The organism is Edaphobacter dinghuensis, from assembly GCF_014640335.1.
Lineage (GTDB): Bacteria > Acidobacteriota > Terriglobia > Terriglobales > Acidobacteriaceae > Edaphobacter > Edaphobacter dinghuensis.
Map to the genome: position 1 here is coordinate 914776 of NZ_BMGT01000001.1, position 26544 is coordinate 941319.

The following is a 26544-nucleotide window of genomic DNA, read 5'->3' on the forward strand; positions in this document are numbered from 1 at the left end:
ATCCGCTACGCTTCATCTCTCTATTCTACGAGCGGATTGCATCAGCTTTTCCATCGAACAAACGCTAATTCGTCTCTGCAATCGCCGCCACGATCTTGTCCATTACAGCCTCGTCCGCGCGGCTGTGGGGAGCGTGGTTATCCACCATGATGGAGAAGATCACCGTCCCCCCGCTCGCGCAATCGATATAGCCCGAAAGCGCACGCGCCTCCCCCAGCGTGCCTGTCTTGGCGAAGACATGCCCCTTCAACGGGGTTTGCGTGAACCGTCCGGCGAGCGTTCCATCCACGCCACCGACTGGAAGTGAAGACTTCCAATCCTCAAACCATGGCTGTGTGCTGGCATACTGCAACAGCTTTGCCGTGGCCTGTGGTGTCACCAGGTCATGCCCGCTCAGGCCTGAACCATCGAAAAAGACGAAATCGTCCTTATCAATTCCTGCGTTCTCAAGAAAAGACCGGACCACTCGCGCTCCCTGCGCTGTCGATCCAGTACACGTCAGGCGCTTCCCAAGGTGATGCAACAACAGCTCAGCATGCAGGTTCTGTGAGACCTTGTTGGTCGCCACCACATCTTCCAGCAGGGTGGATGATTGGTGCGAGGCAATCACCTTCTCTCCGGCACGCAGCTCAGGGCGGCCAGCGTCTCCGCATCCCGTCCCGAGTCTTCCGTCCAGAAGGCCCGGATCGAGTGGCTCGTTTGTCTGGTCGAGAAAGCCGCGCCGTTCACGAAGGTCCCAATGCTCAGACCGAGCCACCCCAGTCACTTCGATCCCACGGGCTTCCAGCATCGCCTTCAACGCTATCGCCGCATACTCGGCTGGATCTTGAATCGCCACCTCTTCCACATCGGGCTGCGCATCCAGAGCAATCGCTCCATAAATGTGCAGAACCTTCGATCCGAGCAGCCGCTCCATCTGCACTGAGCTTTCACTCTTCGCCGCGCCTGTCGTTACTGAAACGTCCAACGTGTAGTACGGCACCGCAGGATCGATGGCCACGGTCGCGGGCTTCCCCGCAGCATCGCCGGGTGTCACCGTCACCTTGATCTGGTTGTCATTGATCGTCAGCGCCGAGAGGGGGCTTCCATATCCCCAGATCGTGTCATCGATCGCCCAATCTGCCGCGTACGGTTCCCATGGGAACAGCGTGTCGTCGCCCACCACATCGCCATTTACCACTTTCAACCCGGTTGCCGCCACCTGGTCCGCCATCTGCTCCAGATAGCGCAATGCTGCGGGAGCGGGCGGAGGTGGGACTGGCCTCTCCGCAGGTGACAGATACGGCAATGCACGTCCGGAGAGGTTTGCATCCCCGCCTCCAATCAACACGAGGTCTCCTGTCAGCTTCGCAGTGCCGTCAAACACTCCGCGCGCCGCCACTCGTGTGTCGAAGGTCGTCTCCGGCCCCAACAAAGCCATCGCCGCTGCCGTGGTGAACAGCTTCGCATTGCTGGCCGGCTGAAAGAACTGTCCTGCATTCAACGCATAGATTGGCTTGCCATCCATCTTCGTGACGGCGATGCCCCAGTGCGAGCGCGACACCGCCGGGTCGGCCAGCAGCCTTGCCACCTGTAACTTCAGCGGCTTCACACGATGCGTCTTGTGGAGCTTCGTGAAGCCGGTTCCCGCCCCCGCCGGCATGCACATCATCCCACCCAGCAAAATCACAGCACAACGCCCGACGAACCTCATCATCCGCGCAGTCTAGCATCCCAATTCTTCAAATTGCGTCTAATCTTCACCTATGCCACTCACACGCCGTCCGCATTTTGACTGGAGTCTTCGCAGCCGGACCCTTGCGCTCGGGCAGCACACCCTGATCATGGGCATCCTCAACGTCACTCCAGACAGCTTCTCCGACGGTGGCCACTTTTATACTCCCGAGCATGCGCCCGAACGCGCCCTCGCGCAGGCGCACAAGATGCTCGACGAGGGTGCGCACATTCTCGACATCGGCGGAGAATCCACCCGCCCCAATGCCATACCGCTCTCGGCCGACGAGGAGCAGTCGCGGATTCTTCCTGTCATCGAAGCGATCCTCATCGATAGACCTGAGGCCATTCTTTCGATCGACACCCATCACGCTTCGACCGCCGTTTGCGCCGTTGAGGCCGGGGTCGAAATCGTCAACGACGTCAGCGGCCATCTATGGGATGCCACCATGACCAAAAACTGTGTTCAATTGGGATGCGGCACCGTCCTGATGCATACACGGGGTCGTCCGCGCGAGTGGCGCGAGCAGCCTTCGATCCCAACCGAGGAGGTTGTTCCGCTAGTACTCCGCGAGTTGAAGGAACGTATCGATGCAGCGACCTCGGCCGGAATTGCACGGAGCAGGATCGTTCTTGACCCGGGCTTCGGCTTCGGCAAGCGGCACGACGAGAACTACCCTCTGATCGCTCGCCTCGACAGTCTCCAGACGCTCAACCTGCCCATCCTCGCCGGGGTCTCGCGCAAGAGCTTTCTGGCCGAGGCTTTGGCCCCGGTTTATGAAGACGCGCCGCCGCCACCCGAAGCACGCCTGCATGCCACCACTGCGGCCAACGTAACGGCCATCCTCAATGGAGCCCACGTCATCCGCACACACGATGTTCGCCCTGCCGTCGAAGCCGCGGCGGTCGCCGACCGTATTCTTGCCGCGGTCTAAGCGGGATTTCCGTTGGAGTCAGTCGTCCACGACTCGGTCTGGAACGCGATGAAGATGGCGGTCCATGTGCCCTTCGAGGGCAAATGGATCAGCAGAGCGCCGTCCTGCCAGACTCCGTTGTCACTGCCGTGGTTATTCACAGGGTTTCCCTGGTTCATGTGAATATCGTGAATCCCATCGATCTGACCTTTATCGGCGTACGAGCTGCCAAAGGCGTAGATGACGCCATCTTTGTCGGCGATGGTCATGTTCAACAGCGTTACTACGGCGTTCTGCAGAGCGCTTGAGCGTGCCTGCGCCAGCATGCGCTCCTGTTCGTTGCCCTTGAAATTTTTGGCTGGTACCTGCGGCAACAGCGTCATCTGCTCCCGCGTAATCATCTGTCGCCCGCTCACCTGCGAGCGCACATAGTCGAGCGCCAGTCCGCCGGGCACGCTCTCGAGGGCGGTCATTCCCATCGGCAGCGCCAGCAGTCCTGCAACATCGGGAGGCGTAAATCCCTCCTCAATCGCATACAGAACCTCCGACCCGTCAACCGATTGAATGTTCACCGCAACGGTAAACGGGCCGCCGGGAGCGTTCATCGTGATCTGATAATGCGTGCTCGATCCCGTGACCACCTTGCCCGAGACCGGGTCACCGGCCAGGACGCTGTAGTTTGTAATTGGCATGGATCCTCCTCGGCAGAGAGGCTATCGCTGCTGCGCATAATATCCCTGTCGCGAGCGAGCGGTCAGACCGGTGTCTGCCATCTTCACTTCGATATGGTGATACTCGTCGGCATGTTCGGCAGGGGGCGGATCAAAGGTCAGCTCGTAGTAGGCGCTTGTGTCTGCAACGCATCGTTGGAGCAGACCTGCGATGTCGTTGTTGCCGTTCAGAACCAGGCCGCCGCTCTGTGCGGCCAGTACCTGCAGTGACAGGTTGGCAAGCTGCACATCGCTCGGCTTGGTGGCGCCCTTGAGGTACTCCTGGTAGAAGTAGGAGTTGCTGAGAATAGACTCGCCGGCGCCTGTGGGATCGACGCTGTAGAGGGTGATGTGCGCCTGCCGCAAGCCTGTCGAGAGCTCGACGACCTCGCTGAAGATCTTCCGCTGCTGGTTCGAAGTCAGATCGATACGAGGGCCTGAGAGCAGCGGCCAACCGGGAGAGATCCAGAGAATGATCTTGCGTCCGGGATGGCCTGCCTCCGCCGCTGTGAGTCGGCGAAGCGTCTCGAGCGAGAGTTGAATGCGCTCATCGGCGCCGTAGATGCCGCTGGAACGCCGAATGGCGCGAAGCCCGATGGCGGATTGATCGAGAACCGTGCTCAGTGCATTGCCGTCGGTGGAGAAGCCGTTCTGAATCTGGGTGCCGGTGTCGGTAAAGATCGCAAGCGAAAGAGGGTGCGCGAGGTGGCCGCCGTTGGTCCGCAGGAACTTGTCGATCTCCTCGCGCGCATAGGCGAGACGCATATATGGGGTATTGACCCCATCGACGAGCAGAATGATCTCGACCGGAGCCTGGGAACCGCGGACGGCCTGAAAAGATGTGATCGGCTGTGCAACCTTATTGTCCAGAACAGAGAAGTCCTGCTCCTTCAGGTCCGGGACTGGTGTTCCCGATCTTGGTGTGACCACGACATCCAGGTGAATGCTGTTGGAAGTCTGGGCTGTGGGTGCACCCTCCTGTGCGAAGGCTGGAACAGCAGAGGGTAAAAGCAGAAGGAGGAGCAGAGCGCAGAAACGAGTCTCGATTGACATGTCTTCCCTTTTTCTCGGACGAAGACCAGAATCCCTCGTGAGAGACATCGCGGTTGGAATACGTAAGCGCGACCATCTAGAAGAATAGACGCGACCTGGCATAGGTAAGTCTAATAAATTGAAGCTGTAGCCGAAATTGCCAAAAGAAAGAGCTGCCTCAGCTTCCATTTGGCCTATTCCCCCGTCTCATCTATCTCAGCATCTGCCACTAGTGACAAACCAACTTGCTGCCAATCATCGGCTTCCATCCCTCGCATCTGCACCGAAACCGCCTTGCTCTCCGTTAGGTCTTTCTCGCCAATCTTAAGCTCTCGCAACCTCCGCGATACCGAGAACAGTCCACCGCGGCCTTCCGCTTTGATTAGCATGTCGTTGTATGCATCTCCAGCTGACTCTAGGCGCTTGCCGAGATTAAGAATTGCGCCATGCATTCCCACTAGTTTTTCATGGACCTTAATCGCAGCATCTCGAATTATTTCAGCATCCCGGGCAATCTGTGACTGTTGCCATCCGTAAGCTACGGCTTTCAGCAAAGCGATCAGAGTCGTCGGTGTCGCCAGCAACACATTGCTCGATGCGCTGTACTCCAGCAACCCAGGATCATGCTCTAGCGCCGCACTAAAAAGCACCTCACTCGGCAAAAAACACACCACAAAATCCGGTGACTCCGGAAACTGCTTCCAATATCCTTTGCCTGAAAGCGCGTCCAGATGACTCTTCACCCGCCTAGCATGGGCGAGCATGTGTCCTTGTCGGAGCGCCTCATCCTCGCACGCTGTAGCATCCAGAAATGCATCCAACGGCGTCTTGGCATCCACGATTATGCTTCTGCCATTGGGTAATTTCACGATCAGGTCAGGCCTAATCGTTACATCTTCACCCTTCACATATTTTTCCACGTCAAACGACGCATGTTCCACCATACCTGCAAACTCGACGCAGCGACGCAACTGCATCTCTCCCCAATTGCCGCGCACCTTGGGAGCTCGCAGTGCCTGCACCAACTGAGTCGTCTCTTTTCTCAGGTCTAAATGCGATCGCTGAATATTCTGTATCTCAGCCAGAACCGCGGTGTATGCTCCCTCGCGCTTCACCTCCAATTCCTGGCTGTGTGCAGACAGCCTAGCCAGCGAGTCCTTCATTGGTCCCAGCAGCGTCGCAATTGCAGATTCCTTTTCTGTCAGCTTGTTCGCTGCTTCAGCCTGTTGTTTGCCTAGCTCTCCTTTCGCCAATTCCATCAATTGCTTGCTGTTTGCGTTGAGAGCGCTCGCCGCCAATGACTCGAAGCTTTCCTTCAAACTTTTTTCCACATCTATGAGTGCTTGTACTTTTTCTTTTGCGGACTCTTGCTCTGCCAGCATCTTCGCTCGTAAACCTGCTGCGTCTTCACGCGCTGCTGCGGCTGTCCCACGCTCTTTCACCAGCTCTTGCTCATTTCTTTCCATCTGTTGTTTCTGCGTGGCGATCAGTTCGCGAAGCCGTGCTATCTCTGTATCCTGAGCTACTGCCGCCGCGCGCATGCTCTGCGAACGGCTGTTAACGATCAGCCAACCCACTACTGCGCCAGCCACGCAGCCAACGACAAACCATATAATCATCCACTCTTGCATGTCCCCAATCTACGCCAAATTTTCGCTAATTCCCATCTCGAAGTCTTCGCCTGATCAACCACAAAGATTTGCAATTCAAACACCTTTTCATGAACTCACCAACCCCTCAACCAGTCGTTTGCTTTACACTCTGCTAGGCGCTCAGTATTCTTGAGCATGGTGGTGTTGACTTCACGCACCGGCATCCAAATTTTGATTGCAAGACGTAAACAGGAGAAACAAATGGCCGCAGTAGATGAAAAAGTAAAACAGATTATCGTCGAGCAACTTCAAGTGGATGAAGCCGAAGTCACCCCCGGCGCCAGCTTCCAGGAAGACCTCGGGGCCGACTCCCTCGACGTCGTCGAGCTCGTCATGCAGTTCGAAGAGGCCTTCGACATCCAGATCCCCGACGAAGATGCCGAGAAGATCAAGACCGTCAAGGATGCCGTCGATTACATCGAAAAACACCAGAAGGCAGGAAAGTAACTAACATGGAGCAGCGTCGCGTCGTCGTAACCGGCCTCGGCCTCATCTGCGGGGTCGGTAAAACCGCGTCCGAAGTATGGGACGGCCTGCTTGCGGGCAAAAGCGGCATGGCTGAGATCAAAGCGTTTGATCTCACTGGCCACCCTGTCCGCTTCGCGGCAGAGGTCAAGGATTTCGACCCGCTGCTCTTTGTTGATAAAAAAGAGGCTCGCAAGATGGGCCGCTTTATCCACTTTGCGCTCGCCGCCTCCGAAGAGGCGATGAAGCACTCCGGTCTCCAGGTCACGCCTGAGATCGCCGACCGCTTCGGCGTCCACATCGGCTCCGGCATCGGCGGCTTCGATGTCATCGAGCGCGAGCACTCCAATATGCTCGCCGGTGGTCCGCGCAAAATCTCGCCCTTCTTTATCCCGGGCTCGATCGTCAACCTCGCTGCCGGCCACGTCAGCATCCGCTACAACGCCAAGGGGCCAAACGAGGCCACCGCGACCGCCTGCACGTCCAGCGCACACTCCATCGGCGACGCCTTCCGCATCATTCAGCGCGGCGATGCCGATGCCATGATCGCCGGAGGCACCGAGGCCGCCATCACGCCCATGGGCGTCGGCGGATTCGCCGCCATGAAGGCACTGTCGACTCGCAATGACGATCCCGAGCACGCCTGCCGCCCCTTTGACAAAGACCGCGATGGCTTCGTCGTCGGCGAAGGCGCGGGCATCCTCATCATGGAAGAGCTGGAGTTTGCCAAGGCCCGTGGCGCAAAGATCCTCGCCGAAGTCATCGGCTACGGCATGTCCGCCGACGCCTTCCACATGACCGGCATGGCGCCAGAGGGCGAAGGCTGCTTCCGCGCCATGAATGCCGCTCTCAAGAGCGCCGGTATCTCGCCGGATAAGATCGACTACGTCAACGCCCACGCTACCAGCACGCCGTTGGGCGATGCGCTGGAGTCGCAGGCGATCGAAAACGTCTTCGGCGAGCGGGCAAAGAACCACACGCTGCTCGTCAGTTCCACTAAGTCCATGACCGGTCACCTTCTCGGCGGCGCAGGCGGACTTGAAGCGGGCATCACGATCCTCGCCATGCTCAACCAGATGGCACCGCCGACCATGAACATTGTCGAGCTCGATCCTCAGTGCCGCCTGAACTACGTTCCCAATAAGCCGCAAGCTGCGAAGATTGACTACGCTCTCTCGAACTCCTTCGGCTTCGGTGGAACCAACGGCTCGCTCGTCTTCAAGCGCTGGACCGAGTAAGGCTCTTCTTTGTGATAGCACCGTGCTTGCTGCCGCCATTTCCTCAGAAGGTGAAGGCGACGCCCAGGGTGAAGCGATCCTGAAAGAACTTTGCTGTCGGCTTCACCACGAAGACGTCGCTGGTATAGTTGCCGTCGTTGAAGTCGATATCAAAATTCTCATAGCTATTGCGGATGATGTCGGGGTTGCGGCTCCAGGTCTCGCGGTAGTCGGCGCGCATCATCACGCGCGGTGAGATGCGGTACTTGATGCCGCCTCCATATTGCAGGCCGAACTGGAAGGTGCCTCCGCCATCGAGCGGTGCCGTCCTGCCGAAGTCGAACGCCGCCTTGATCAGTCCAAGATTACTCAACCCGAGCTTGAAGGGGCCCGCGGGCTTCTTGAGTGGCGAGTCCGAGAGCGAGATGAGTTGGAAGGTCGGCCCAACCGCGACATAGGGTCTCCAGCGCGAAGTGGGTGGACGCATGTGGGCCAGCAGGTTGTACTCGAACTGGCGTGTCGTGAGACCCACGCGTGCCGAATCGAATGCCGAGTCCTCATCGTCGTCGGGATGGTTCGGATCGCCTACATAGACTCCGATGCCCAGCGTGTATTTTCCCTGCTGACGAAAGTAGGAGAACTCGTTGGAGAAGTACTTCCAGCTATTGACGGTGACCGTGCCTCCAGCTGTCCAACCGTCGTTGACCTGATCGTAGAGGTCCAACTCGAAGTAGGGGTCGGCAGGGTCGGCCGATACAAGCAGCGTATCGACGAAGCTGAGATCGGTCTCTCGGAAGTGGAGATAGCCGCCTTCGAGCGCCAGCTCGTAGCGCGGCGGGTCCCACTTGTGGTTTACCGCGGGTTGATAGGGCACATCAGGGGTAGCAAGCCGGTCGTGTGGGCGGAAGGTGCGCTGCAGCAGACGCGGCCCGGCTCCGGCCTCCTGGTACTGCGTGCCCGAAGCATCGGTCTTGCGCCACGCTCCGTAGTCCTCGGGCAACTCGCTGCTGCTGCGGAGGTAGTCACGCACCTTGAAGCTGCCGGAGATTCCCTGATAGATAAGGTTGCCGCGATAGAGGCTGTTACGAATGGTGAGCGCGGTGTTGCGGGTGCTGCGCTGGAAACGGTTCGGAGGCGGGGGCACGACCTCCGGTGTAGTGCGGGGGTTATCGCAGGAGCTCAGGTGGACGACCGCGACCTGGCCGTCGGTCAGCAGGCGGTCGCCGGTGGAGTTGTAAGCGTCAGTCGGCACCCATGGGCGCGGCACCATGTCGAGGCTGGTGACGCAGCCGGTAAACTTCAGGTCGTTGACGATCTTGGAGCGCTCATTGTCGATGTGCTCGTCGATGACGTGGATGAAGGTCTTCTGCTTGCGCGAGAAGGCGATGCCGATGTCTTGCGTGGATGAGGCGGTGAGGACCGTTTGATCGTCCCATTCGGCCGTGGTGGGAAAGACGCGCAGATGATGACGCGAGGCAAAGGTGTTGGTGGTTTTGCTGAGCGTGTAGATGGGTGCGCGCTCATCGAGCAGAAGCACAGACATCGGCGCTTGAGTATAGGTGTGGTTACCGCTGAGCGTCTTCAGCGTACGGAAGGTCGAACCGGCGTTCAGCTCATCGGAGGGCAGCCACCCGGCTGCCGCGAACGCACGATGCAGCGCCTCGGGCGAGCCAATGAAGACCAGATTGGTAAGGTCGGAGACCTTATTGCCCGCCTTGGTGCGGGTGCGGAAAGGGAGAGTTTTGACTAACGCCTGAAGATGTTCGCGCTGGGCAGTGGTAGTGGCTGACGGCAATACGGAGAAGGGGTAGGTCTGCGTGGTAATGACCGGCTTCACGTATTCGAGAATGAGTTCAGTACCGCCGTTGTAGAGAATCTCCGGCTCGGCAAAGCCGAGCACAGCACTGCCCGCTGCTGAGGCGAAGATATATGCGATGGGGTCGATGCCCGCGAAGGTGAGCACACCGTTTTCGGCGGAGTTGCCTGCCGTGCCGGTGGAACGGATACCTTGCACTCTGCCATTTGCGTTCACCTTCTCCTGCGCGTTTTCGACCTCGAAGGTGCGCGCGTCAATGGCAAGCGTGTGGCCGTCAGGAGTCGTGGCGCGGTTCCAGACGATAGTCAGCGCAGCGGTCTCGTGCTTGAATCCCCAGCCGACACCGTTGGCGTGCGTAACAGTGCCATCGATGGCGGAGCCTTCGGGCAAGAAGATGCTGCCGTCCACTACCAGCGGCTCGATGGAGACAGCGTGAACAATCATGCCCTCCTTCTCGACGCGGGAAGACAGAGGCTGCAACAGGCGGACAGAGAACTTTGTTCCAGCGGGAACTCCTGTCACCTTTTCGATCGAGGACTGTGGGATGGACAAATTTATCGAGCCGCTGATGATGTGCAGCGTGGTGCCGTCGGTGTGCCAGCGGCCCTTGTGGACGGTGCCGTCGTGATTGACGGTCATGGCGGTGCCGTTGGGGAAGACCTGCAGGTACTCGGGCGATGCGGCGGAGGTCTGTGGTGGAGTGTAGATGTCGTCGAGATTGGTGCCGAGCAGCGAGGCGACTTTGATTGTCTTTCTGCCCTCTGGAGTGGAACAGGTGAGCGTGTCGCCGGTGAACATCGGCGATGCTTCACCGGGTAAAACGCCGGGCATGGCGTCGGTGCTTCCGACCAGAGTAAGCGGCTGGCCAGTGGCTGGATCGGTGCCGCTGAGGGCAAAGGCCCATCCTTCACCGGCAAGCTTGGTCTCTTGCAGTGAGGCATAGTCGAAAGGAACTGCGCCGAGATTGCGGCGGCGGCCAGAGTCAAGATCGTAATAGCGCAGTAGGTAGTGCTTCTTTTCGACGACAAGGATGAGCGCACCCTGTCCATCCCGAACCGGCCACGCCTGCATGGCGTGCCTGGTGATGCTGCGCAGTTTGGCTTTGCTGCCGCTCACCGTCATCGTGGCCACGCCATCTTTGTGGCCATCCTTGCGGACGATGGTGATGGCGGTGACAGGGGATGTGGTATCGGCGGCTTTGGCGGAGATGGGCATCACGCCGAACAGAGCGAGGAGAAGCGCGGTCGTCCTAACGGCAGCAGCAGCAGAATTTCGCATAGGCATCGCTCAGGTCGATGATGCGGGGAGTGGGTTTGAGGATATCACCGGGTTGTGAGCCCTGTATTTCGCTTCCGGTCTTTGGCTTCTTTCAGAACGAAAGGCTAATCAGAGTCACTTCTGGACAGGTTCTAAGGACTGAGGCTTTGTCTCCGCCGAGTCGCCAGCCCAATAGCTGCTTCGCGCTGTAACGATAAGATCGGGATGATCCTTGAGCGTGACAGTGATGGCATGGAGACCGGACTGCGGCATCTGTGGCTGGAAGCTCAGGACATAGCGATTGGGAACGTGGTTGGAGATGGTCGCAAGTCCGCGTTCCAGATCGCGCTGGCTGTTGAAGTGGAAGTACTCTCCGCCGGTCAGCTTGGCCACCGTCTCAGGCGCATTCTTGTGCAGGCCGTTCATGCCGACGATCGCGGCCATCTTGGCCAGACGCAGCGGCGGCAGCAGCTCGGCGATGCAGTCATAGTATTGCGTCCCCTTCGACTCTTCCGGCTTGCCTTCGCTGCCGTCGTCTCTCACCGTGGGATCGGTCTTGGGGTCGTGCGAGAAGCAGCCGTGCTCGGGGCCAGGCGTCGGGTCGGAGAGCTTCGAGGCTTCGTGGCTGATGCCGCTGCGGGAAGAGGAGAAGGCGAGGCTATAGATGGCGGTGTTGGTGTCGCTGACGGCGCGCAGCGCATCCTCGATTCTTACCTTGCTGCCGTGGTCGACGGTCTCGCTGATGAGCAGAATCGCGCGGCGATATTGCGGAGGCTGCTTGCGCAGTAGATCGACTGAGTAATCGACGGCATCGAGGATGGCGGCACCGCTGTCACCGGCGGGTAGGTTCTGGAGAGCGTCCTCCATCAACGCCATATTCGAGGTGAAGCCCTGCAAGATCTCAGGCTCGCTGTCGAAGGTGACGACCGAGACGCGGCGAGGCACCTGACCCACAATCGACTCGATCATGGTGGCGAGGTTGCGGTACTTGTCGAACTGGCTGGCTCCGCCGCCGCCCGTCTCAATGGCTACGACCAGCGCCAGCGGCTGATCGCCGGTGTCCTCTTCGAGATGTACCTTTTGGTCGACATTGTTATCGGTGATAGTGAAGTCGTTGGCAGTAAGCGTGAAGACGAGGTCGCCCTTCTTCGTCTTTACCAGCGTCGGAACAAGCACCAGTGTGGATTGCGCACTGATGGTCGGAACCGGTGCTGCGGGAATGGGTGCGTTAACGGACGCATTCTGCGCGTAGAGCACCGCAACGGGGAGAAAGAGCAACGCGACGGCGGCACGGAGGTGCATGATGGCTACTATAACCGCCGCGAACGCTCCTCCAGAAATCAGGCCCGACGAGAGCGGAGCTGACTTGGGAGCGTGGAGCCGGTAAGGTAGAGCACACCGTAGCAGAGGACAGCCCAAAGAACGCCGCCGACGAGAAGCGCGATCAGGTCACCCAGGTAGGTCTGGATGTGAGAATGGGGCAGTGCGTGGAGCAGAAGAGTAATTCCGGCGAGGCTAGCCACTGCGGCAAGAAGAGCGCGCCCCAGTTCCAGGCGGTCCAGCCCGGCAAGCGAGACCATGCGGCGACGATGCAGTAATACAGCCAGTGTGACCGTGTGGACGAGAATGGCAAGGTTCGAGGCCCATGCCAGTCCAATGACACCGAAGCGCTGATGAAGCAGCCAGTAGCAGGGGATGGAGATAACGGTGATGATGGTTCCGGCGCGCATGGGCACAAAGGTCTCACCGGCAGCGAAGAAGGCGCGGGAGTAGATGGCCTGCGAGGCCCACAGGGCCAGCGAGATGGTGAAAATGGCGAAGTAGAGCGCGGTAAGCTCGGCATCGGCGCGGTTGAAGGAGCCTCCGCGTAAGACAAGATCAACGGCGGGGCGTGCGAGTGCGAACATGGCGGCGGAGAGCAGGATGGCTACCGAGAGAATGCGAGTCACGGCGCGGTTGACTGCCGAGGCATAGTCGCCGAAGAGTTTGCGGCTGTAGAGCGAGGCGAAGAAGGGCAGCGATGCGGCTCCGGCTGCCTGCCCGATGATGGCCATCGGCGCGGTGAAGAGACGCTTGGCGTACATCAGGCGTGTGATGTCGCCGGCGCTGTGCTTGGCGAACCACGTAAGGATGATGTTGTCCATGAAGACGACAGTGACGCCGAGCATCAGGGGCAGAGACATACGCACCCACGAGCGCAGGCCGGGGTTACTGAAGTCGAGGAGAGGACGGTAGTGCACACCGGCGCGGCGCGCGGCGTAGGCGTTGACGAGGAAGGGGCCAGCGAAGGCTCCGGCGAGTGCGCCCCATGCCAACGACGGGATGCCGATGGAATGCGAGAGAACTACGCCGCCGAAGATGATGCCGAGCGTGTAGATGAGCGGCGAGACCGCCTGATAGGTGAACTGTTTGCGAACCAGCGCGACAGCAGCGAGGACTCCGCCAGCAAAGAAAAAGAGTTGCCCTGGCAACAGGATGCGCGTCATGAAAGTGCAGAGCACAGCCTCGGAGGGGCTGTTGGGAAAGTAGAGATGAGTGTAGAGCGGCACAAAGAACTCGGCCAGCAAAATGGCTCCGCCAAGGACGAGCAGCATCGTGGTGAGAATAACGGAGAGCGCGCGATCGCCTTCTTCGTGTTGGTTGGCCTCGCGATAGCGACTAAGTATGGTGACGAAGCTGATGGAGGCTGCGCCGCCGATGAGTAGATAGTTGATCAGGTCGGGTAGCTGGAAGGCCACGTTGTAGGCGTCTGTGCCGGGGCCTGCGCCGAAGGTGTAGGCGATGTACTTGTCGCGTACGAGGCCGATAATGCGCGAGAGCAGCGCGAAGACAGAGAGCAGTACCGTCGCCGAGACCGCCGAGTGTTTGTGAGAAGGCCGAAGCCAGCCGAAGCGTTTGGCGGGAACGGGCGGAATGGGATTATCGGTGGCGGTCACTGTTTTCAAGGCTTATGTTGATTCTATCGGGCGGGCTTATGCTGGTGGGGTGGCGGGGCTGGTTCGCCTGCGATGCAAGGGGATGATGACGTGGAGAACTTTCGGCTCAAGGTGTTTCGGGCGGTCGCTGCGGAGATGAGCTTTCGCAAGGCGGCCGAGGTGTTGCATCTGAGCCAGCCAGCCGTCAGCCAGCAGGTTCGTTCGCTCGAAGAGGAGGCTGGGGCCCGTCTGTTCGACCGCGGCAACAGCGATGGGCATGGCAGCCAGATCTCCCTTACTGAAGCTGGCCGGGTGCTGCTCGAATACGCGACGGCGGCGGCAGAGACGATGGCCGAGGCGCAGCGCGCGCTCGCAGCCTTGAATGATGACGTGGCTGGTGAGCTACGGCTGGGTGCTTCGACGACGATTGCTCAGTACGTGCTGCCCAGAATCCTCGGAGCATTTCTGCGACAGTATCCGAACGTCCATCTCTCGGTGATGAGCGGAAACACCGAACGTATTGCCGAGGTGGTCGCCGAAGAACAAGTGATGCTTGGCCTCATCGAAGGGCCTGCGATGAGGCGCGACGTAAAGACGGAGCGGATGGTCGAGGATGAGATGGTGCTGATCGTCGCACCAGGACACGCATGGGCGCGAGCGGGAAAGATCGCCCCTGCGGAGTTGACGAAGACATCGATGCTACTGCGCGAACGTGGGTCGGGGTCGCGACGTGTGGTCGAACGGGCTCTAAAGAAAGCCGGGATTCCATTGCGGTCATTGCATGTGGCGATGGAACTGGATTCGACGGAGGCCATCATCTCGGGCGTAGAGGCGGAGCTTGGCGTGGGCTTCGTCTCGCGCTGCGCCATTGGCAAGGCCATGCGTCTGGGCACAGTTCGGACCGTGCCCGTGAAGGGACTGGAGATCGTGCGGGACTTTAGCTTCATCCATCTCGCCGGGGCTGAAGTTAGTGGCGCAGCAGCAGCGTTTCAGCGATTTGCAATGGGGACCGGCATAGCTCCGATTGGATGATTGGGGCAATAAGTAAAAATTATCGCCCATTCAAAAGTACGTCTCGACATAGGCTGTGGCCCAAGCCATGCTGGAAGACATGGTACGCAACCTCTTCTACATCGGCATTATCGTTTCGGCGAGCGGGTTGATCGGGCCGCCGTTTGCTCTCGCGGCAGGGTTGGTATTCGGGTTGACGACGGTGCACCACTTCCACGTCGAGAGCAGGCAGCTTTCTAAATTCCTGCTGCAGGCGGCGGTCGTCTGCCTTGGCTTCGGGATGAACCTGAAAGAGGTCGTCCATGCGGGCCGCTCTGGGTTTCTCTATACCGCTATCAGTATCACGTTCGTGCTCAGCCTCGGTGTACTTCTCGGCAAACTGCTGCGCGTCGAAAAGACACAGTCATTGTTGATCGCGGTCGGCACCGCAATCTGCGGCGGCAGCGCCATTGCTGCGATGGGCCCGGTGCTCGATGCAGGCGAAGAGGAGATGGGCGTCTCTCTGGGCACGGTGTTCGTACTCAACTCTGTGGCGCTGTTGCTCTTCCCTCTGATCGGCTGGAGCATGCATCTCACGCAGACGCAATTCGGCCTGTGGGCCGCGCTCGCGATTCATGACACCAGCTCAGTCGTTGGTGCCGGTGCGAAATACGGAGCTACGGCGTTGGCGGTTGGAACAACCGTCAAGCTGGCGCGGGCGCTGTGGATCGTCCCCTTGGCAATCGCCACGGCAACCCTGCGCAAGAGCAAGTCAAAGATCTACTGGCCGTGGTTCATCCTTTATTTCTGCGTAGCTGCGGTGCTGGCAAGCTATGTCCCGCGATATCTGCCACAGACCATGGGAATCTTTGCCGCGTTGAATCGACTTGGAAAATCGGCCTTGACCGTTGTGCTGTTTCTGATCGGCACAGGCATCACGCGCAACACGTTGAAGGAAGTCGGCGTAAGGCCGCTGATTCAGGGGGTAACACTGTGGATTGTGGTGGCGAGCATCTCGCTTTGGGCCATTCACGCGGGATGGATCGCGCTTTAGTCGGAGCCTTCGGAGTTCTGCGGAATGTCGAAGAGCTTCGGTGTGGCATGGCGTGAGTTGTTGCTATGTCGCGGCGCGCGGATGGGATGGACGGCAGCGCGAGTCACCGGCTTCGAGAGCAGAGCGTGCAGATCGCGAAGTTCCTTCTGCAGCTTGCGCAGTTGCTTCGATGGGGCAACCGGAGCGGCCGCATCCTCGATGCCAAGGCTGAGCTGCGGCTCCTTGTGGTGCAGCTCGGCCTTAAAAACCTGACGCGCACCGGGAATGGTATAGCCCTCGTCGTAGAGCAGGCTCTTGATGCGCAGTACCATCTCGACGTCGCGGCGGCGATAGAGTCGTTGTCCGGTGCCGCCCTTATGCGGTTTGAGGCTGGGGAACTCACCCTCCCAGAAGCGAAGGACGTAGGCAGGCAGGTCGCAGAGTTTAGAGACCTCGCCGATGCGGAAGTACAGCTTGTCCGGGATCTCAGACCCGGCTGGTGGAGGCGTTCTGCGAATTGGCTGGTGCTGCGCCATGCCAAAGCTCCCGGATAGCCGACACTTCCGGCTTCCTGTCAGTATAGGACAGCGAAGACGGGTTTGTGAGCAGAATTCCAGCGTTTTCTTCTTCGAAATTCCATGCTTCGCTATGCTGAATGGCGGGAACTAGTGGAGCGGAACAGGCGTATTGTTTGTTGTGCGAAGGAGATTTGGTATGCGTGTGACACAGATAGCAGCGGCAGCGGCAATGGTCGCAACAGTGCTGATGAGCGGATGCCGGGTTCAGACAAACAAACAAGATGGCAACGAGAACGTGAGAATCGCCACACCGTTCGGCGGCGTGCAGGTAAAGACGAACGATACGACGGTGCTGGAGGGTATGGGACTGCCGGGCTATCCCGGCGCGACGCTGGTGAAGAAGGACCACGACCACGGCGCGGCGGACGTGAACATGAACTTTGGAAATTTCCATCTGCGAGTCAAGGCCGCGAGCTACGAGACGCCCGACAGCTCCGACAAGGTCGAGGCGTTCTATCGCAAGGCACTCGGCGCGTATGGCGACGTCATCGAGTGCTCGAATGACAAGTCCGTAGGAGAGCCGACGCACACGACAGAGGGTTTAACTTGCGACAACGACACCCAGCACGTTGCCATCAACGACGACATCTCCCGCAAGCTGGAGCTGAAGGCCGGCTCGAAACAGCATCAGCATATTGTCGCGATTGATCCAAATGGCACAGGGACGAAGCTGGGGCTGGTGGTACTGGATCTTCCCGGACACTCCTCTGATGGCAAGGAGAGCGTGCAATAGGTTAGCTGAGGAGTTGGTACAGGATTCCCTGCTTAAGACCCAAACCTGGAGCATATGCCGAATAGCAAAGCTTGCCGCGTCCTATGGGCTGCGGTAGCTTCATAGATATGCGTGAATTTTGTCACCGCTGTGGCGGAGAGCTCTCGGGCGATGTCCTGTCGCCCTTCTGCCCCCATTGCGGCGCTCCCCAGATCTACCTGCTGGACTATGAGCAACCGGCAGAACCGGGGAAGAATACGACCGGCGCGGCACCTCCGCCTATGCCTCGTCAGATCGAGTGGAAGACGGCGATTCGCTGTGCCTTGCTGGTGGCCGGTATCGCCGCCGTGCTGACTCTGGTGGCAGCCCGGTTCGAGTCGATCTCGCCGCTGAGTTGGCTGTGGACGGTGAGCGGCTCGCTGATCACCCTTGCCCTCTACCAGAAGCGTCGCCCACAGGCAGGCATGGATGCAGGCATCGGCGCGCGGATCGGCGTCGTCGTCGGAGTGGTCCTGATCGGCAGCCTGGCGGTCGCCATGGCGGCTGGCGGGCTGATAGCGCGTTACCTGTTGCACAACATGGCCGGATTCGATGCCCAGTTGACCCAGCAGCTTCACCTGCAGGTTGAACATGCACTCGCTACCAATCCCGAGGCAAAATCAATGCAGGGCTATCTCTATTCGCCCGAGTTTCGCGCAGGAATGATGCTTGCCGGGTTCGGCCTGGTCTCGGGTATTCTGCTTGTACTTTCAACGGTTGGCGGCGCTGTGGGCGGCCTTCTGCGGACGCGGCACAAGGTTTCTGCGTAAAGGGACCATCGTGCGGTCTTCGCACATTTCCTGGCCCCTTCAATTGAAACTGGGCTGCTGATATCATCAAGCGCAATCGCTATGAGTGAAACCATCGATAACACGAAGCCCGATAGCAAACCCAAGATACGCGAGAAGGGCCGACTCATGTCGGCCTCCGAGATTGAACGGACGCTGGTGCGCCTCGCCCACGAGATCGTCGAAAAGCACGATGGCTGCGACAACCTCGGGCTGGTCGGCATCAAGCGGCGCGGCGTTCCCCTGGCCCAGCGGCTGGGCTCGCTGATCTCGAAGATCGAAAAATGTCCTGTCGACACCGGCATACTCGACATTAGCTTCTACCGCGACGACCTCTCGACCGATGGAGCTCGGCCAAAGGTCGCTCCCGGCGACATCGGTTTCGACGTGACTGGCCGCGACATCGTGCTGGTAGACGATGTTCTCTACACCGGGCGCACGATTCGTGCGGCGCTCGACGCTCTGTTCGACCACGGCCGTCCTCGTAGCGTGCAACTGTTGGCTCTGATCGACCGTGGCCACCGCGAGCTGCCCATTCAAGCGACCTTCGTGGGCCGCACCATCCCGACCTCGAAACGCGAAATCATCGAGGTGAAGCTCAAAGAGATCGACGAGCAGGAGCAGGTGCTGCTGGTCGAGTTGGTGGATTGATCGCATCGATGACGCAGGAATCGCAAGGCTCAAAGAAAATCTTTCACTACGCCCCCGGCTCGCTGTTGAGCGTGGCCGACCTCTCCGTGGCGGACGTCTCCGCCATATTGACAGTCACCACACGGCTTGAGCAGATGCCCCATGCCCAGCGCGTAGCTCTGCTGGCGGGCCGTCGCATCGCCCTTCTCTTCTACGAGTCGAGCACGCGAACACGTACCTCCTTCGAACTGGCGGCAAAGTCGCTCGGCGCAACCACTACCCTCGTCAGCGACAAGTCTTCGTCCATCGAAAAAGGCGAGAGCCTCAAGGACACCGGCCTCACCCTGCGTGCTCTCGGTGCCGAGTGCGTCATCCTCCGCCATCCATCGTCGGGCGCTCCGTTCGTGCTGGCGCGAGAGACAGGGCTGCCCGTTCTGAATGCGGGCGACGGCATGCACGAGCATCCATCGCAGGCGCTGCTCGATGCACGCACGATGCTGATGCGGCTCCCAGGCCGCAACGCCGCAAAGGCGAACGCGAAGAGCCTTGACGGCGTAACCGTCGTCATCACCGGAGACATTCTGCACAGTCGCGTAGCGCGGTCGAATGCACTGCTCCTGCCGCAACTCGGCGCAAAGGTTCTACTCTGTGGGCCGGAACAACTGCTGCCTGAAACGGCACTCGGCCTCGGCTCTGGCGTAGAGATTGTGCGCGACTTCGATGCGGCTCTGCGACGCTCGCAAGTAGCTATGATGCTGCGCATTCAAAAAGAGCGCCTGGCTGGACTTGAGCTTGACCTCGCTGACTACATTGCCCGCTACCAGTTGAATGGCGAGCGTCTCGCCGCACAAGCGCCCGACGCTCTGGTGATGCATCCCGGCCCCATGATTCGCGGGCTGGAGATTGCGGGTGATGTGGCCGACGGCCCCAACTCCGCAATCGAGCTGCAGGTGAGCAACGGACTCTCCGTACGCTCGGCCCTGCTGCTCCGTGCCCTGAACGCCGGTGGATTCGAGAGTGTAACTGTATGAGTGGCATATTGATTCTGAACGGCCGCGTGATCGATCCGGCAAACGGCCTCGACGAAGCCCGCGACCTTTTGCTTTGCGATGGAAAGATCGCCGCAATCGAAAAGCCCGGCAGTTTGAAAAACGCCGAAGTCGCAGAGACGATTGACGCCTCCGGCCTGGTGGTTGCGCCCGGGCTGGTTGATGTTCACGTCCACCTGCGCGAGCCGGGTCAGACCTACAAGGAGACCATCGCCACAGGAACAGCAGCGGCAGCAGCAGGCGGCTTCACCACCGTCGTCGCCATGCCTAACACGATTCCCGTGAATGACTCCGTAGCCGGGCTCGAATGGATGCTCGCACCCGAACGCGGCTCTGTTGTGAAACTCTTTGCCATGCCCGCCGCCACCATGGGCAGCATGGGAGCCACGCTGACTGATTTTGCTGCGCTGCACAAGGCCGGAGCCGTGGGCTTCACCGACGACGGCAAGCCCATCCTCGAAGACGCCATCATGCGCGAGGCGCTCGTTGCCGCCGCACGGTTGGGCGTGCCCGTCTCGCAGCACGCCGAAGACACGCATCTCACCGGTGGATGCAGCATGAACTACGGCACCGTAGCGTTTCGACTTGGCCTGCGCGGCATGACCGTCGAAGCCGAGTCGCGGATCGTAGAGCGCGACATTCGCCTGTTGCAGGAGATCGAAAATTCCGAAGGGCTGCGTCCTCATCTGCATGTGCAGCATGTCTCGACAGGCCGTGCTCTCGATGCCATTCGCGAGGCGAAGGCTCAGGGGCTGCACGTCACCTGCGAGGCCGCGCCGCATCACTTCACCCTCACCGACGAGGCCATCGGCGACTACGACACCAACGCCAAAATGAATCCTCCCCTGCGCGCCGAGGTCGATCGTCAAGCCGTCCTCGCCGGACTGGCCGATGGCACAGTCGACTGCATCGCCACTGACCACGCTCCGCACGCCGCACACGAGAAGGAGCAGGAGTTCGAACGCGCTCCCAACGGCATCACCGGTCTTGAGACCGCGCTGGGCCTGGCGTTGCGCGTTCTGCATCGGGGACAGGGCTTGTCGCTGAGCAAGATCCTCGCGCTCATGAGCGCCGCTCCCGCAGGAATCGTATCGCTCTCCGGCAGAGGCTCGCTCTCCGTCGGCAGCTTCGCCGATATAGTGATCTTCGACCCCGCAGCCTCGTGGAGCTTCGCCGCAAAGCAGTCGCGCTCGAAGTCGAAGAACACTCCCTTCGACGGCGCACCCATGCTCGGACGCGTTCACGCGACCATCAGTGAAGGCCGCATCGTCTTTCGTCAATAAACGTGGGCAGGCCAGCCGCGATATGCTGGAACCCCATGGACCCCATCACGCACCTGATGACCGGAGCCGTCCTCGCCCGCAGCGGCTTCAACCGCAAGGCCGCCTACGCTACGCTGGCCATGACGCTTGCCGCCGAGGCGCCTGACCTCGACACACTATGGTCCATCCGTGGTCCTATCGCCGCCTTCCAGCATCATCGCGGATGGACGCACACGTTCCTGGGCCTCCCTCTCGAAGCAGCCGTCGTCGTCGGTGCCGTCTATCTCTTCCATCGCTGGCGTCTTCGTCGCAATAAACCCACAAAGCAATCCGCTCCCGTGCGCTGGGGCCTGCTCTACGGCTTCGCACTCATCGCGTTATTCAGTCATCTGCTGCTCGACTGGACAAACAACTACGGCATTCGTCCCTTCTTCCCTTTTAATCCGCACTGGTATGCAGGCTCGCTAGTCTTCATCTTCGAACCCGTCATCTTTGCCCTTCTTCTGATCGCACTCATCGCCCCCGCTCTCTTCGGCCTCGTCAACAGCGAAGTAGGCGCACGCAAGCCGACGTTTCGCGGACGCGGCTGGGCCATCGCCGCGCTCATCGCCATCGTCGCCCTGTGGGGCTGGCGCGCCGTCGAGCAGCAACAGGCCATTCAACTCACCCTCAACAGTCAGGACTTCGGCCCCGATCCCGGCAACGTGCAAATTCTCCACGTCTATGCCGAACCCTACCCCACCAATCCTTTTCGCTGGCAGGTCGTCGTCGACACGCCTAACTTCTATCAGTTAGGCACCGTCGATACCTTCATCAATACCGTAGCCACCAGCGCGAACTCCGACATCTTCTACAAGCCAGCGGAGACAGCCGTCACACTCGCCGCCAAACAGAGCTGGCTCGGCCATGTTTATCTCGACTGGTCTGCGATTCCTCTCGTCACGCAATCTGACACCGACCCCGTCACCGGAGTGGTCACCGTAACCTTCCGCGATCTCCGCTTCCAGTACGACACCTTATTCACACAAGGCCGCGAAAACGCCGAAGCCCCGCCACTCTCCGGCACCGTTACCCTCGACGCTGCCCATCGCGTCACCCGCATGGAGATGGACGGCCGCATCCAGCATTAAACTGACACTAAGCCAATCAGTATGCTGTAACTTATCTTCTGTCGACTGACTCTTATGGCGAGAGTCCGCACGTGGGCCAATTTTCAAATCCGAGGTGCAGCATGTTCGACATGAAAAATCTCACCAAATTGAAGCGGCTGGACGAAAACGCGCCGGACGCGATGAAAGCCTTCTGGGCCTTCGACAAGGCCGTCTTCACCGAAGGCACAATCGATGTACTGCATAAGCAGTTGATGGCTGTTGCAGTTGCGCTGACAACCCAGTGTCCTTACTGCATCGAGTTGCACACCAAGGCGGCGCGCGACGCCGGCGCGACCGACCAGATGCTTGCGGAGACTGCTGCAGTGGCCGCTGCAATGCGTGCTGGTGCCGCCATCACTCACGCAACGCACCTGTTTAAGAGCTGATCAATCTTTAAGCTGCTTAAAGAAGGAACCAAAACAGTTAGCTCAGAAGATCTGGTTTTCGTCCGGCTCGTGGCGATTTCGGGAACTGCGGAACGCATCGCTGCGTATTGATAGTTGCAAGGAGCAGGTGCCTGCTCCCTATCGAAAGGACGCATATGAAGATACTTCATGCCTCGGCGGCGTGCGCGATACTGCTGTGCTTAAATCTGTCGGCGCAGACCCCGTGCAGCGGCTCCAAAGTGGCCGGCACCGTACGAGACACCACGGGTGCAATCATCCCCGGAGCCAGCGTCACGCTTGACGGAGGTGAGACAACGCAGAGTGGCGATGCCGGTCAGTTTCGATTTGCCTGTGCCGCCGCCGGTCAGCACGACCTGCAAGTCAGCGCCACCAGCTTCGCGGCCAAAGATATCAAAGTGCATGTACCGCAACCCAAGACAGAACTGGTCGTTATTCTGCAGCCCGAAGATGTGACTACGTCCGTCAACGTCGGCGAAGACAGCGGCAATGAAGTAAACGCCGCGGCCAGCGGCACCTCTCAAACCATTGCAGGTGATCAGCTCAGCACGCTCGCCGACGATCCCGACGACCTTAAGCGCGAGCTGCAACAACTGGCCGCGACCAGCGGTGGCCTCGCCGCCAACACCACCATCACCGTGGACGGCTTCCAAAGCTCTGCGCCGCTTCCGCCTAAGAGCTCTATCGCGTACATCAAGGTCAATCCCGACCTCTTCTCCGCAGAGTATCGTCAGCCACCGTTCGACGGCGGTCGCGTCGAGGTCTACACCAGGCCCGGTCAAAGCGTATTTCACGGCGCACTCTTCACCACCAACGGCAGCCCCTGGATGAACGCCCGCGATCCCTTTTCCACCAGCCGCGCAGCACTGGGTAAGCAGCGTTACGGCTTCGAATTGAACGGCCCGGTGCGCAAAAAAGGTAGTGACTTCGCGCTCACATTAGAGCACCGCACTATCGACAACTATGCCGTCGTCAACGCCATTACACTCGACGACCAGGGCAACCAGCAAAACACCATCGCCAACGTCGCCGCGCCGCAGCAGCTCTGGCTGGCAACAGCGCGTCTCGGCTGGCAGCTCAACGAGAAGAACACCTTCACCACCTCGTATAACGGCAACGTCAATCATTCGCAGAACGTAGGCGTCGGCGGAACATCCTTGGCTGAGACCGGCTACAGCAGCGGAACCTACGACCACACCCTGCGCCTGTTGAACGTCACCACCGTCTCACCCAAGCTGATGCATGAGGCGCGTCTCGCCTTCGACTGGACCGGCGAGACCGATGTGCCCAGTGCGACAACGCCACAGGTACAGGTTGCAGGCGCCTTCACCAGCGGCGGCGCGTCCATCGGCCAGCAGCGGCTGCACACCTTTGAGATCGAGGCCGACGACGACGCCATCCTCAGCACAGCGAAGCATCTGCTCAAGATCGGCACGCAGTTCAAGATGTATAACGTGAGCGATCAGCTCACCACAAACTTCAACGGCCTCTATACCTTCGGCGGCGGCAGCGCGCCTGTGCTCGATGCCAGCGGCAACCCCATCCCCGGCCAGACCGAGATCATCTCAGGCCTCGAGCAATATCGCCGTGCTAAGCTCGGCCTCGCTGGCGGAACACCCACAGCCTTCAACAACGTAACCGGAACTCCGCAGGTCAACTTCACCCAGGTACGCAACGCGCTCTACATTCAGGACACGTGGAAGGTACGGCCAAAGCTGCAAATCGCCATGGGCTTCCGCTACTACTTGCAAACCTCACCGCTCACCATGAACGGAGCCACGCCGCGCCTCGGCATCGCATGGTCGCCCGATAAAAAGGAGAAGTGGCAACTGCACGCGCACATCGGCCTCTTCACCGGACAGTACGGAACCTCCGACTACCAGGAGCTGCAACGCGAAGACGGCGTCCATCGCATCACCAGCACCGTCTACAACCCCATCTACAACGATCCCTTCGACGGCGCGACCGTCATCCACTCCATCCGCCAGGCCTCGCCGCACCTGCAAAACATCACCTATGTGATCGATAATCTGGGCGGCACCCACACCTTCCCGCACGGTTGGTCAGTCAACACCGACGTCTACTGGGGCCGCATCTGGAACTATACGCGCACCCTCAACATCAACTCACCGCTCAACGATAACCCTACCGGTCCGCGTCCAATCGCACCTAATCTCAACATCCTGCAGGCCGCCAACAGTGGTCAGGGCAAAGCCAACGTGGAGTTCTTCGGTATCAACCAGCATGAGCTGAAGCACCTAAACTTCTTCTTCGGTGCCGTCCGCGTCGACCTGATCGACAACACCAACGACGACACTTTCTTTACTCCGCAGAGCTCGCGCACAGACGCAGGTGAGTTCGCGCCGCGAAACGGTCAGGGCCGCTGGCAGATCTTCGGCAACGGAATGCTTAAGTTGCCGGAGAAGCTCCAGCTGAGCACCAACCTGCAAGTCCAGAGCGGCATCCCCTACAACATCACCACCGGCTTCGACAACAACGGCGACGGTAACTTCAACGACCGTCCACAGTACGCTCCCGCGGGCGATCCCAATGCTATCCCCACGCAATGGGGGCTGTTGGTGTCGAGCGGAGGCATCGGTGCCTTTCCACGTAATGCTGGACGAACTCCGTGGACGGTTCATATGGACACGAACATCGAGCGCAAGTTCCAGCTGAACAACCCCAAGGCTGACCATCCGCAGTCGTTGACGTTCAACGTGCGCAGTTCAAACCTGCTCAACCACGAAAACGTCACCAGCGTAGGCGGTGTCCTCGGTTCCCCGCTCTTTGGTCGTCCCTATGCAGCAGATAACGGTCGCCGCGTCGAGGCAGGTGTACGCTACAGCTTCTAATCAGCCGATGATGCGCTCCGATGTTATCTTCCACCCACCATCGACGAGCTTCAGCTTGAGCTGCGTCTTGAGGTGCTGCTCCTCGATGGTCGATGAGGGAAGCTCTACGGTGATGTGTTTGATGAGGGTAACGACAGCGTTCGTCGGTGTCTCTTTCTCCACCACGACCTTTTCGGCCTTAAACGTAATCGGTCCTTTTCGGCTATCAATCTCGGACTGCTTGTCTTTGAGTAGCTGTTCTTTGCTGACTCCCGCACTGAGAAAATAGCGGTCGAGGGGAGTCGCATAAAACGAGAGTTGAGACTCTACATCGCTCGTGCCCATTGCGGCAGCCCACGCTTCGACCCATGCCTTGATATCTCTGGGCATCGCAGCAGGCACGGGTGGCGCTGATACGGCGGGTGCGGGTGGCGCTGGAGGCACCTTTGCCGCGGCGGTGTCTTCTGCGCTGGGGACACTGGCTTGCACCTCTGATTTTGATGCCAAGAGATTTTGCAATGCAGCGCGACGCTGCACAAAGTAGCCTGCGACAACCAGAAGAAGGACCAGCACAGGCAGCAGCAATAGAGTTATGGAGCGCGCCTTCTTGTCCGAGACTTCTCCTATCTTCGTTAAAGGTGGAGTAGGTAAAGTAGGGGGAGTAGATGGACTAGATGGAGTAGATAAGGATTGGCGCGCTGCGATCAATACAGGCTCGTCGCTCTTCGATTCAGGCTTTGGCTCCGGCTCTGATCTCGGCTCTAGCTCGATGGAGGATTCGGTGGCTGGCCGTGCCGGAATACTTGGCTCGTGCTCCACCGGCGGAAGAGGTTCCGGTTCCACATCGACGGGAGCAGGCGAAGTTATTTCGGCGATGATTGGTGCCATCGTGTCGACGGCAGCGACCGGCTCCGGCTCGTCGGCCTGTGATGTCTCTGAGTCTGGTTTGGAAGAGATCAACTCGGAGGAGATGACATCGCAATTGAGCTCGGTCCTCAGGGATGTAAACGCCCGCTCGATCTTGGAGCGAACGATATCTCCTTGGGAGATGTCACCCACCAGGGCAGAGGCCAGAAAGTTTGCATCGATATGGAGCGCGGTGGCAGTTGGCCGAGATGCCGCTTGAACGATGGTCTTGTCATTGCGATTCATCGTCCGGAACGAAGGTCCGAGGCCGTAGACGGTAAGTTCATCTCCATCGCGGACGGTCTCAAGCGAGACTTCGCGGAGAGAATGCTCCAGCGTGCGTAGAACCAGGTCGACGTCCGGATGCTCCACAATTTCATCGAGTTGAAGTTTCACGAAAACTCTCTTTTATGGTCTTCAAAGATATAAAGGGTTTGGGCGAAGCAAGCAACAGATACGCAGACACGTTGCGGCGCAAGA

22 protein-coding genes are annotated in these 26544 nt (G+C 59.5%); 13 read left to right on the plus strand and 9 right to left on the minus strand.

The genetic code is table 11. The annotated features are described in order from the left end of the window. Positions 1–64 precede the first annotated feature (64 nt). The gene (gene dacB / locus IEW09_RS03720) at positions 65–1696 is read right to left on the minus strand and encodes a D-alanyl-D-alanine carboxypeptidase/D-alanyl-D-alanine endopeptidase (protein ID WP_188552785.1); all 1632 of its coding nucleotides are present in this window, start codon (positions 1694–1696) and stop codon (positions 65–67) included. A gap of 49 nt (positions 1697–1745) precedes the next feature. Here dacB and folP point away from each other — a divergent pair, with 49 nt between their 5' ends. After that, positions 1746–2648 (plus strand): dihydropteroate synthase, encoded by a 903-nt coding sequence (folP, locus tag IEW09_RS03725; protein ID WP_229739056.1) that lies wholly within the window; start codon positions 1746–1748, stop codon positions 2646–2648. Here folP and IEW09_RS03730 read toward each other — a convergent pair. The 3 genes from IEW09_RS03730 to IEW09_RS03740 all read right to left on the minus strand — a co-directional run bounded on the left by IEW09_RS03730 (position 2645) and on the right by IEW09_RS03740 (position 6000). Next, positions 2645–3319: a YukJ family protein gene (locus tag IEW09_RS03730; protein ID WP_188552786.1), complete on the minus strand. Its 675-nt coding sequence runs from the start codon at positions 3317–3319 to the stop codon at positions 2645–2647. The genes folP and IEW09_RS03730 overlap by 4 nt on opposite strands. A gap of 21 nt (positions 3320–3340) precedes the next feature. Then, on the minus strand, positions 3341–4390 hold the full coding sequence (locus IEW09_RS03735) for a VWA domain-containing protein (RefSeq protein ID WP_188552787.1): 1050 nt from the start codon (positions 4388–4390) through the stop codon (positions 3341–3343). A gap of 173 nt (positions 4391–4563) precedes the next feature. Next, positions 4564–6000, minus strand: coding sequence for a DNA recombination protein RmuC (locus IEW09_RS03740; protein WP_188552788.1), 1437 nt, complete (start codon positions 5998–6000; stop codon positions 4564–4566). A gap of 222 nt (positions 6001–6222) precedes the next feature. On the opposite strand from IEW09_RS03740, the gene IEW09_RS03745 reads away from it, so the two are divergent. Together IEW09_RS03745 and fabF are read left to right on the plus strand one after the other, a co-directional pair. Then, entirely contained in the window at positions 6223–6468 is a 246-nt protein-coding gene (locus IEW09_RS03745; RefSeq protein ID WP_188552789.1) for an acyl carrier protein, read from the plus strand. Between the two features lie 5 nt (positions 6469–6473). Continuing rightward, a complete protein-coding gene (fabF, locus tag IEW09_RS03750) occupies positions 6474–7724 on the plus strand; it encodes a beta-ketoacyl-ACP synthase II (RefSeq protein WP_188552790.1) in 1251 nt (416 codons plus the stop codon). Between the two features lie 43 nt (positions 7725–7767). Here the strand turns inward: fabF and IEW09_RS03755 are convergent, their stop codons facing one another. The 3 genes from IEW09_RS03755 to murJ form a co-directional block, all read right to left on the minus strand. Beyond that, positions 7768–10803: an LssY C-terminal domain-containing protein gene (locus IEW09_RS03755; protein WP_188552791.1), complete on the minus strand. Its 3036-nt coding sequence runs from the start codon at positions 10801–10803 to the stop codon at positions 7768–7770. Positions 10804–10911: 108 nt separating this feature from the next. Further along, on the minus strand, positions 10912–12078 hold the full coding sequence (locus IEW09_RS03760) for a VWA domain-containing protein (protein WP_188552792.1): 1167 nt from the start codon (positions 12076–12078) through the stop codon (positions 10912–10914). Positions 12079–12116: 38 nt separating this feature from the next. Beyond that, complete coding sequence (gene murJ / locus IEW09_RS03765; RefSeq protein WP_229739118.1) at positions 12117–13712, minus strand: murein biosynthesis integral membrane protein MurJ; 1596 nt, start codon at positions 13710–13712, stop codon at positions 12117–12119. Between the two features lie 90 nt (positions 13713–13802). Here murJ and IEW09_RS03770 point away from each other — a divergent pair, with 90 nt between their 5' ends. Further along, a complete protein-coding gene (locus IEW09_RS03770) occupies positions 13803–14723 on the plus strand; it encodes a LysR family transcriptional regulator (protein ID WP_188552794.1) in 921 nt (306 codons plus the stop codon). 55 nt (positions 14724–14778) lie between these two features. Next, the gene (locus IEW09_RS03775) at positions 14779–15735 is read left to right on the plus strand and encodes a YeiH family protein (protein ID WP_308420526.1); all 957 of its coding nucleotides are present in this window, start codon (positions 14779–14781) and stop codon (positions 15733–15735) included. On the opposite strand, the gene IEW09_RS03780 is transcribed toward IEW09_RS03775, so the two are convergent. Continuing rightward, a complete protein-coding gene (locus IEW09_RS03780) occupies positions 15732–16250 on the minus strand; it encodes a MerR family transcriptional regulator (RefSeq protein ID WP_188552795.1) in 519 nt (172 codons plus the stop codon). The genes IEW09_RS03775 and IEW09_RS03780 overlap by 4 nt on opposite strands. 178 nt (positions 16251–16428) lie before the next feature. On the opposite strand from IEW09_RS03780, the gene IEW09_RS03785 reads away from it, so the two are divergent. From IEW09_RS03785 to IEW09_RS03820, 8 genes are all read left to right on the plus strand, one after another. Next, the gene (locus tag IEW09_RS03785) at positions 16429–17025 is read left to right on the plus strand and encodes a hypothetical protein (RefSeq protein WP_188552796.1); all 597 of its coding nucleotides are present in this window, start codon (positions 16429–16431) and stop codon (positions 17023–17025) included. Between the two features lie 107 nt (positions 17026–17132). After that, positions 17133–17813, plus strand: coding sequence for a zinc ribbon domain-containing protein (locus IEW09_RS03790; RefSeq protein ID WP_188552797.1), 681 nt, complete (start codon positions 17133–17135; stop codon positions 17811–17813). A gap of 81 nt (positions 17814–17894) precedes the next feature. After that, positions 17895–18482, plus strand: a complete 588-nt coding sequence (gene pyrR, locus IEW09_RS03795; protein ID WP_308420527.1) for a bifunctional pyr operon transcriptional regulator/uracil phosphoribosyltransferase PyrR — start codon at positions 17895–17897, stop codon at positions 18480–18482. After that, entirely contained in the window at positions 18482–19492 is a 1011-nt protein-coding gene (locus IEW09_RS03800) for an aspartate carbamoyltransferase catalytic subunit (protein WP_229739119.1), read from the plus strand. The genes pyrR and IEW09_RS03800 overlap by 1 nt, the downstream gene beginning before the upstream one ends. Next, complete coding sequence (locus tag IEW09_RS03805) at positions 19489–20793, plus strand: dihydroorotase (protein ID WP_188552798.1); 1305 nt, start codon at positions 19489–19491, stop codon at positions 20791–20793. The genes IEW09_RS03800 and IEW09_RS03805 overlap by 4 nt, the downstream gene beginning before the upstream one ends. A 35-nt stretch (positions 20794–20828) precedes the next feature. Further along, positions 20829–21902 carry a metal-dependent hydrolase gene (locus IEW09_RS03810; RefSeq protein ID WP_188552799.1) on the plus strand — a complete coding sequence of 358 codons (1074 nt, stop codon included), beginning with the start codon at positions 20829–20831 and terminating at the stop codon, positions 21900–21902. A gap of 101 nt (positions 21903–22003) precedes the next feature. Beyond that, the gene (locus IEW09_RS03815) at positions 22004–22309 is read left to right on the plus strand and encodes a carboxymuconolactone decarboxylase family protein (protein WP_188552800.1); all 306 of its coding nucleotides are present in this window, start codon (positions 22004–22006) and stop codon (positions 22307–22309) included. Between the two features lie 155 nt (positions 22310–22464). Beyond that, positions 22465–25179, plus strand: coding sequence for a TonB-dependent receptor (locus tag IEW09_RS03820; RefSeq protein WP_188552801.1), 2715 nt, complete (start codon positions 22465–22467; stop codon positions 25177–25179). Here the strand turns inward: IEW09_RS03820 and IEW09_RS03825 are convergent, their stop codons facing one another. Further along, positions 25180–26460 (minus strand): hypothetical protein, encoded by a 1281-nt coding sequence (locus IEW09_RS03825; protein ID WP_188552802.1) that lies wholly within the window; start codon positions 26458–26460, stop codon positions 25180–25182. Positions 26461–26544 lie beyond the last annotated feature (84 nt).